This is a genomic window from Ornithinibacillus halophilus (assembly GCF_900129485.1).
Taxonomy (GTDB): domain Bacteria; phylum Bacillota; class Bacilli; order Bacillales; family Amphibacillaceae; genus Ornithinibacillus; species Ornithinibacillus halophilus.
Genome location: NZ_FQVW01000078.1, coordinates 1 through 8,326, shown reverse-complemented (window position 1 = coordinate 8,326; position 8,326 = coordinate 1). Strand labels below are relative to the sequence as shown.

Below are 8,326 nucleotides of genomic sequence, written 5' to 3'. Positions count from 1 at the left end.
CGCTTCAGAAATACACTTCGCTTTCCTCGGGCGGCTGGTAAGCCTCCTCGGGCATTCGCCCTGTGGGGTCTTACCTATGCCTTTTTTCCCGAAGGAGTCTTCGTGTATTTCTTACGCTAGTGTGTATTCTTAGACAATAAGAATTATGGACCTACTGCAATATCACTAGTTGATTGGAGCGGAGGGCAGTCGACTCCTTGAAAATGCATTTCCATTTGCATTTTCTGCGTGCGATGATCCTCTGACGTAGCCTTCCTTGTCCTGCGGGAACAGCACGTGACCGAAGACCCCACTTGATGCACCTGCGTCTTCCAGTTTCACATGGAAGCATCATTCCTCGGTGCAAGGCAGCACTGGAGCATATTCATGTTGTTGCCTGGCTGAGGCCGTGCCCGCGGAAAGCGACTGTCCGCAGTGCAAATCAACAAAGCAGTTACATCGGAATTGAATAATTCATTAAAAATTAGATTTGACCTAAAGACTAACATTCTAACTACCTTCATGGTAATTGTTCGTCTTCGGATTATAGAGATTAAGTTATATCCCAGCCCTCTTTGGTATGATTTTTATATTAATCGGACTTTTTCAGCAGCCTCTGCTACGCACTACAAAGTCTCATCGGTCTCCTACTTCCCACAGGACAAGAAATGCTTCGACAGCAAAAGCATCGCACGAAGGAAATTGATCTTTATTTCCGAGGAGTCTACGTGTATTCGGCTGCTTAGTAACAACATCTTTCATATAAAATTGTATAAAAACAACACTTCCTTTTAAAAAATCCAAACTAATTCAAATTCAATAATTGAATTAGTTTGGATTTATAACCTGAGCTTTCTTTTTGAAAATAAGATTCTATAGTAAATAAAATACCCCAACTATTACAAAAATAACAGCAACTACCATTAATACTTTTGCTAATGTTTCCACTGAAGACTCTCCCTTAAATTATATTAGCCCCAATAATATACGACAATCCAACAGAGATGACCATAGAAATCAACCCTACTGCGATATTGCCTTTACCGATCTCTTCGTCAATTTTAATTGTTGGTGTTAAAAACTCAAAAATAAAATAACCAATGATTAATAACACAAAACCTGCTGCTCCCCATCCAACACTAACTAAAATGGTATCATTGTGTTCAATAGAGAAACGGAAAATATTCATAATCCCAAATAATTTCCCTCCTGTAGCCAATGCTACAGAAAGATTGCCATTTTTTATCTCATCCCAATTTTTATAAGATGTAACCAATTCAAAAATAGCTAAAAAGACAATCGTACATAAAACGACAACACTATAACGTGCAGCAGTTTCAATAAAAACATTTTCCCATATACCTTCCATAATGAACTACATCCCTTCCCCTATTACTTAAATTCAATAACGGTTACTCCACTTCCACCTTCACCAGCAGCTCCAGGTCGAGTGGATTTTATACTAGGATGTCTTTTACAAAATTCTTGTACGCCTTTTCTTAGAGCACCTGTCCCTTTTCCATGTATGATATACACTTTTGGATAATTCGCTAGCAATGCATCATCTACATATTTTTCCAGTTGTAATAATGCATCCTCAAATCTTTCCCCACGTAAATCAAGTTCTGTTTTCACATGATAATTGGAACCTTTTACAGTAGCTAATGGTTTTTCCATCGTTTTCTTTGGCTTTCCAACTAATTGCAAATCATTACGCTTTGCTTTTACTTTCATAATTCCAACTTGTACAAGGTACTCGTTGTCATTTATTTTTTCGATAACAGAACCTTGTTGATTCACCGTCAATAATTTAATTTCATCGCCAGGGTGTAACTCTTTTTGCGTTTTTGGCTCTGCTTTTTGGTTTGATTTATTTTTTGATACCAAATTTGGTTTAGCTTCTTCAAGCATTTTTTTAGCTTCAATCCACTCGTGTTCCTTTAATTCGGTGTTCGTCTTCATTTTTCGAATTTCAGAGACGATTAGTTCAGCTTCTTCACGGGCATTTTGTAATGCTTTTTCTGCCTTTTCTTCTGCTTTTTTATACAATGTTTCACGCTTTTGTTCTAGTTTTTCCCATTCTTGCTTGATTTCTCTGTGTATTTGTTCACTTTCAAGCAGAACTTGATGTGCCTCTTCATATTCTTTTTGTGCTTGTATTTGAGACTTTTCAAGGGAAGCAATCATATTTTCAACATTTTTCGAATCCACCCCAATTAAGCTTTTCGCTTGATCAATCACGGATTTCTCCAAGCCTAATCGTGATGAAATATCGAAAGCATTACTTCTACCAGGAATTCCGATTAGTAATCGATAAGTAGGTTGCAAGGAATCGACGTCAAATTCAACAGACGCATTGATTACCTGTTCCCGATTATATCCATATGCCTTCAGTTCTGGATAATGTGTGGTTGCAATAACTCTAGCTCCTCTTGATACAACTTCATCCAAAATCGACATGGCTAGTGCTGCACCTTCTTGTGGGTCTGTTCCTGCTCCTAGCTCATCGAATAATACTAACGTTTTATGATCAACATGTTTCAATATGTCCACAATATTTGTCATATGCGAGGAGAAAGTACTTAAATTTTGTTCAATGGACTGCTCATCCCCAATATCAGCAAACACATGTTCAAATACTGCTAATTCGCAACCATCCAGCGCTGGGACTTGTAGGCCTGATTGTGCCATTAACGTACATAGTCCAATCATTTTTAATGTAACGGTTTTACCACCTGTATTCGGCCCAGTAATTACAATCGAAGTGTATTCTTTTCCAATTTCCACATCATTTGGAACAACTTCATCTGGTGCGATTAAAGGGTGTCTTGCTTGCTTCATTCGAATAAATCCTTGATCATTCATTTTTGGCATCGAAGCTTTCATTGTTTGCCCTAGCTTAGCACGAGAAGAAATGAAGTCAACAGAACCTAGAATTCTAACATTTTCACTTAAAAATGGCTCTTCTTCAGCAATATTTCCTGTTAATTCTCTTAGGATTCTTTCTACCTCTTGTCCTTCTTTTACAATCGCTTCTTGAAGTTGGTTATTTAAGTCTACCACTGCTTTTGGTTCCATAAATAACGTTTGTCCAGAAGCCGACTGGTCGTGAACAATCCCACCTATTGCTCCTCTATATTCTTGCTTAACTGGTAGAACATACCTGTCATTACGAATCGTTACAATCGCATCAGAAAGCATATTACTTTTTGTTCTCGTGTAATTTTCTAATCGCTCTCTAACTCGACTCTCATAGGTTCTTATCGATGAACGAATGCCACGAAGTTTCTCAGAGGCACTGTCCATCATCTGACCGTGATCATCGATACAACTTTTAATGGAACGTTCTAATTCTCTTAATGGAGTAATTCCTTCAACAAGATCTTTTAAAATTGGCAAGTCTTCTTCTAGATCCTCAATAAAGTCCTTTACTTGTCTTCCACCATAAATCGTATTCGCAACATCGAGGCATTCCTTCGTATTCAGCACACCACCTATGACACTGCGTTTTAAACTTGGCCGTATATCAAAAATACCACCTAGTGGGATGACTTTATTTAATCGTAAAATTTGTGCTGCTTCATCTGTTTCTTGTTGCAGCTTTTGTACTTCTTCTAATTCCGTTAATGGAACAAGTTTTACAGCAAAATCCTTACCAAGTGACGTTGCTGCTTGCTCTTGCAGTTGATTTCTAATTTTATCAAACTCTAGTACACGGAGAATTCGTTGATTCATGCTCTTACTCCTTTAATCTATCTGTTCTATTTATTACGGTTAAAGTACTCAATAAGTTTCTCTTTTGACCAAGTATTCATTACCGTTTCTTTTTTAAGCCAACCTTTTTTAGCAACACGGACCCCATATTCCATATGTTCTAGCATCGGATAGCTGTGTGCATCGGTATTAATTGCAATCGTAACTCCATGTTCTTGCGCTACTTTTGCCCATTCAGCAGAGATATCAAAACGATTAGGATTGGCATTAATCTCTAAGGCTGTATTTGTTTCTTTTGCCTTTTCAATCAGTTTTTCCATATTCACCTGATATCCTTGTCTTCTTCCGATTAATCTACCCGTTGGATGAGCAATTAACGAGACATATGGATTTTCTAGTGCCGTGTATAAACGTTTCATAATTTGCTCTTCACTTTGACTGAAGCTAGAGTGAATTGCTGCTATTACATAATCCATATCTCTTAAGAAGTCGTCCGAGAAGTCCAAACTACCATCTGGTAATATATCCATCTCGACACCTGAAAAAATATGAATATCTGTATATTTAGCATTCAACTTTTCTATTTCTTCACGTTGCTCTAGCAATCGTTTTTCATCTAATCCATTGGCAACACGTAAATTCTTTGAGTGGTCGGTAATTGCCATGTAGGAATAGCCTTTATCACGTACGCGATTGACCATTTCTTCCAATGATTGTGCCCCATCACTCCACGTCGTGTGCATGTGCAAATCACCTTGAATATCTGCTAATTCAATGAGTGGGGTTTCTTTTTCAAAAGCTGCTACCTCACCAGTGTTCTCTCGTACTTCAGGTGGAATGTAATTTAGACCAAAATGCTCGAAAAATGCTTCTTCTGTTTCAAAGGTTAGCACTTCATTGGTTTCCTCAACTTCAACACCGTATTCACTTATTTTTTCTCCACGTTTTTTGGCAAGTTGTCTCATCGATACATTATGATCTTTTGACCCTGTAAAATGATGAAGGGTTGTGGCAAACTCCTCCAGTTTAACTAGACGAAAGTCCACATTAACATCATACACTTCATCTAAAGTAACACTTACCTTCGTATCACCTTTAGCAATAACATCTTTAATATTTTCTATTTTTAATAAGGATTCCCGAACAGCTTCAGGGTTATTTGTTGCGATAATAAAATCAATGTCTTTGATCGTTTCTCTCATTCTTCGTATACTACCTGCTTGTGAGAAACGCTCAATCTCTGGTACCTCATTTAAATAGGCTTCTATTTTTTCTGCGATAGGTAGCATAAGAGCAATCGGTAACCGTTCTGGACGTGATTCTGCTTCTTCTAGTGCTACTAGAATTTTTTCAGCAGATTTCTTACCAAATCCAGCTAGTCCCTCCACCTTTTTCGATTCAATAGCCTCTTTTAACGTATCTGCATCAACGACATCTAGTTCCTGATACAATTTAGCAAGTTTTTTACCACCTAATCCAGGAATGTTTAACAATGGAACTAATCCAGCAGGTACTTCCTCTTCTAACTGTTTTAACGTTTCAGAAGTTCCAGTTTGAATATACTCCATAATCACGGTATTGGTGCCTTTTCCTATCCCTTGAATTTTTGTGAAATCATCAATTTCATCTAATGACCTTCCATCCCTCTCTAATGCTTGGGCTGCCCTTCGAAAGGCAGATATTTTAAATGGATTTTCTCCTTTAAGTTCGAAATATAACGCAATTTTTTCTAATAATTTGATAACATCTTTTTTATTAATACTCACAGCACAACTCTCCTGCTTTTATTTTTTTCATTATCTTTTAACATAATAGCACAAAGAAAAGCGTAGAGCGCCTGATATGCGACGTACGGACTGCGCCTGGCCACGCCAGGTGGTTCAATGTTGCCACGCAAAGTGGCGAACTTAATTGAACATACCCCGTAGGACAAGGAATGCTACGACAGCAAATCATCGCACGCAGAAAATGCAAATGTAAATGCATTTTCAAGGAGATAAAGGAAACATGCCCCTTCATAGGGCTATGTCGACGTTGGGCGCAAAGCCCGATTTTAGTCGGCCTTCCCTTACTACGGGAGTCGATGTTGACTTATCGTACGAAGGCGAAGGAAGTCTCGCTAGTCGTAGGCGCTCGGAGCTAGACATCTTTGCAAAAATACTCTCTTACTCAAAGAAAGACTAATTCACGTCATGGTGACTTATTAACATAGTAGCAAACTTAGCTATCATCATAAAGCTAGATGACAGCCAAGATTCTATATGCCAACAGGAATGCATTTTCCTGTTCAAGTCCATAACAATGAATTAGTCTATTAGATTAAAATGAAAAAATACTATTTAAATCGACAAACCATGAATCAATAATTTTACCAGAGAAATATGGTGTTTTTTCTAACATAAATAACGCTATGGAAGAATCATTGATCCATTCCTGAACCATTCCTACAGGTAATAAAACAGCTATGTAAAGGAAAACAAATAAAAGTAAATACACTTCTAAAAACCCTAACACGGCACCTAATATTTTATTCACAGAATTCAAGATTGGTAATGAAGCAACGAGATCTAGCATGGATGCAATTATTTGTAAAATAATTTTTGATATGAAAAAGATTATAGCAAATGAAATTCCATGATAGAACGCCGACTCGATCGGTAATGATTGTAAGAATTCGGCCCATAAACTTTCATCTGTCATCGCCGGATATGGGATCCACATATATAACTTCTCTGCTAATTCATCAAAATAAATGGATGCAATAATAAATGAAATAATAAAGCCAATTAAATGAAGTGCTTGTAAAATTAATCCTCGCCTTAACCCAATTAATAAGCCTAGGACAAATAGCACCAATAAAATAAAATCTATCATTTTACTTTTCCTCTTTCTTTTTTTGTGAACCTAGCAATGCTGCATAGTCTTCTTTTAATTTTAAATAATCATTCATAGAATTAACAGCCGTAAGTACTGCTAAACTAGCAGTATCAAGCTGGGGATTCGCTTCTTGGATTTCTTTCATCTTCTGATCCACTAAACTGGCAACCAATCGTACATGACTAGCCGATTCTTCACCAACGATAGTATACGATCTATTATGTATTTCAACAGTTAAACGTGTTTTCTTTTCCTGGGACACACGGATTCCTCCCAATTTCTAATTACTTTTCACTAGCATACCGAACTTGATAACTCAGAAAAATTCTTCACTTAATCTTAACATGAAGTACTCTATTAAGGAAACGATTGATTACAAATTTTATCATTTGATTCTTCTCCATAGTTTGCTATGCTTTACTATATATTTAGAATGGAGCGATTGGAATGCCACAAACCGTCTATCAATTAAGCAAACAAACAATTCAGACTATGAAACAATATTATCATAAATCATTAACCACTACACCACAAGGAGCTATTTTTCGTGCAAAAACGCCAAATGCAGTGATCACTGCTTATAACTCGGGAAAAGTCCTGTTTCAAGGAAAAGCACCTGAAATCGAAGCAGAACGATGGGGCAATGAAGGTTCTTCAAACACTGTAGAGAAGAAGTCAAAGCCACAGTCTATTTATGCACCATCTCCATCCTTATTCTCTTCCTCTCACATTGGTTCTGACGAGGCTGGAACTGGAGATTATTTTGGACCAATTACGGTAGCATGTGCCTATGTAAAGGAACATGATATTCCTATTTTAAAAGAGTTAGGAGTGAAAGACTCAAAAAACTTAACAGATGACACAATCGTACGTTTATCGAAGGAAATAGTAAAACTGAAAATCCCATATTCCCTATTGATCCTTCACAATAAAAAATATAATGCCTTGCAGAAAAAAGGTTGGTCCCAAGGCAAAATGAAAACGATGCTACACCACAGTGCCATTAATAAACTACTTCAAAAAATAGAAGATAACGCTTATGAAGGCATTCTTGTTGACCAATTTTGTGAACCAGCCGTTTATAAAAAACATCTAGCAACAGAACGGCATACCCTTAACGATAAAACATACTTCATGACGAAAGCTGAAAGCTATTCCATAGCAGTTGCGACAGGTTCCATTATTGCCAGAGCAAGCTTTGTAAAAGAAATGGATAAGATCTCGGAGCAATTAGGGGTTTCCATAAAAAAAGGAGCCTCCCGACACGTCGATCAACAAATTGCAAAAATCATCTCGGAACACGGGGAAGGCAAGTTGAATGAAGTGGCAAAAGTTCACTTTGCGAATACACAGAAGGCACGGAAGTATATGTGAATATGATGGTGGTGTGGTGATCGATTACTTTTTGCGCTTTTGGGAGGCTCAATTGGGCATTGTTCAGGTTCTCGGTTACCATAGATACCTTCTTGCTTGGGCTTCCGGCATCGAGAGACCCTGTCGATTACCGTAGCTTCACTTTTACTTCCGCTTCCGGCATCGAGAGACCCTGTCGATTACCGTAGCTTCACTTTTGCTCCCGCTTCCGGCATCGAGAGACCCTGTCGATTACCATAGCTTCCTTCTTGCTTGGGCTTCCGGCATCGAGAACCTCTCTCGATTACCGTAGCTTCACTTTTACTTCCGCTTCCGGCATCGAGAGCTCCCATCGATTACTGTAGCTTCACTTTTAATTCCGCTTCCGGCATCGAGAGACCCT

Annotated in this window: 6 protein-coding genes; 1 reads left to right on the top strand and 5 read right to left on the bottom strand. The window is 37.9% G+C overall.

Annotated elements, in window-relative coordinates; translation table 11 throughout:
- Positions 1-940: 940 nt before the first annotated feature.
- The 5 genes from BUB12_RS16775 to zapA form a co-directional block, all read right to left on the bottom strand.
- Complete coding sequence (locus BUB12_RS16775; protein WP_072892060.1) at positions 941-1,348, bottom strand: DUF350 domain-containing protein; 408 nt, start codon at positions 1,346-1,348, stop codon at positions 941-943.
- A 23-nt stretch (positions 1,349-1,371) separates the two neighbouring features.
- Complete coding sequence (locus tag BUB12_RS16770; protein ID WP_072892059.1) at positions 1,372-3,714, bottom strand: endonuclease MutS2; 2,343 nt, start codon at positions 3,712-3,714, stop codon at positions 1,372-1,374.
- Positions 3,715-3,740: 26 nt separating this feature from the next.
- Positions 3,741-5,459, bottom strand: coding sequence for a DNA polymerase/3'-5' exonuclease PolX (gene polX / locus BUB12_RS16765; protein ID WP_072892058.1), 1,719 nt, complete (start codon positions 5,457-5,459; stop codon positions 3,741-3,743).
- A 553-nt stretch (positions 5,460-6,012) separates the two neighbouring features.
- Positions 6,013-6,567: a CvpA family protein gene (locus tag BUB12_RS16760; protein ID WP_072892057.1), complete on the bottom strand. Its 555-nt coding sequence runs from the start codon at positions 6,565-6,567 to the stop codon at positions 6,013-6,015.
- A gap of 1 nt (position 6,568) precedes the next feature.
- On the bottom strand, positions 6,569-6,832 hold the full coding sequence (gene zapA, locus BUB12_RS16755) for a cell division protein ZapA (protein ID WP_072892056.1): 264 nt from the start codon (positions 6,830-6,832) through the stop codon (positions 6,569-6,571).
- A gap of 185 nt (positions 6,833-7,017) precedes the next feature.
- Here zapA and rnhC point away from each other — a divergent pair, with 185 nt between their 5' ends.
- Positions 7,018-7,944: a ribonuclease HIII gene (gene rnhC / locus BUB12_RS16750; protein ID WP_072892055.1), complete on the top strand. Its 927-nt coding sequence runs from the start codon at positions 7,018-7,020 to the stop codon at positions 7,942-7,944.
- Positions 7,945-8,326: the final 382 nt, after the last annotated feature.

What these genes read in the sequence shown, in the direction of transcription:
- BUB12_RS16775 (WP_072892060.1), bottom strand. Translation starts at nt 1,348, where the DNA reads ATGGAAGGTATATGGGAAAATGTTTTTATTGAAACTGCTGCACGTTAT.
- BUB12_RS16770 (WP_072892059.1), bottom strand. Translation starts at nt 3,714, where the DNA reads ATGAATCAACGAATTCTCCGTGTACTAGAGTTTGATAAAATTAGAAAT.
- BUB12_RS16760 (WP_072892057.1), bottom strand. Translation starts at nt 6,567, where the DNA reads ATGATAGATTTTATTTTATTGGTGCTATTTGTCCTAGGCTTATTAATT.
- rnhC (WP_072892055.1), top strand. Translation starts at nt 7,018, where the DNA reads ATGCCACAAACCGTCTATCAATTAAGCAAACAAACAATTCAGACTATG.